The organism is Aerococcus sp. L_32 (genome assembly GCF_050689315.1).
In genome coordinates this window covers 1-566 of record NZ_JBOEQF010001177.1, presented here as the reverse complement: position 1 = coordinate 566, position 566 = coordinate 1, and the positions used below count along the sequence as shown (strand labels likewise).

Genomic DNA, 566 nt, shown 5'->3' with positions numbered 1-566 from the left:
TGCTTCATCTTTTTCACGTTCTTGTTCTTGTAATAAAGACTTCTTCCCTACATAAACGCCACCCAATAGACCAGCAATTAAAGCAATGATAGCGAAGGCAATTTCAGTAAATCCCATAGTTTCACCTCCGTATCTATTTAATTGTGTTCTTTTTTCGTAAATATTAAAATATTATAAAACATGCATTACATGCACATAAGTTCATTTTATATTTAAGTGGAATGAATGTCAATCAAGTCGGCAGTCAAAAGCATGATAGCCTTTTCAAAAAAGATGGCAAAAAAAATTCCTTTCCCATAGTGATTAAATGGGAAAGGCATAGTGGTTATCTATTTAAAAATAAATTTTATTCTGTTTCTTCTTCCAATAATTCCACTTGTGCTTGATCATTTGCTTCTAAGGCCGCTAGTTCTTCTTCGCTTAATTTACCATTTTGGCCAAAACCGAAGTGTTGTCGAACTTGTCCATCAATGGTTTCACGAATTTCTGGGTTTTCTCGTAAGAATTGTTTTGCATTCTCACGGCCTTGACCGATACGGTCTTCACCATATGAATACCAAGAACCG

At 34.8% G+C, this 566-nt stretch carries 1 pseudogene; it reads right to left on the bottom strand.

Annotation, left to right across the window (positions count from 1 at the left end):
- Positions 1 to 346: 346 nt before the first annotated feature.
- A pseudogene (locus ACRCJ0_RS18800) lies at positions 347 to 566 on the bottom strand (recombinase RecA); the annotation flags it as partial.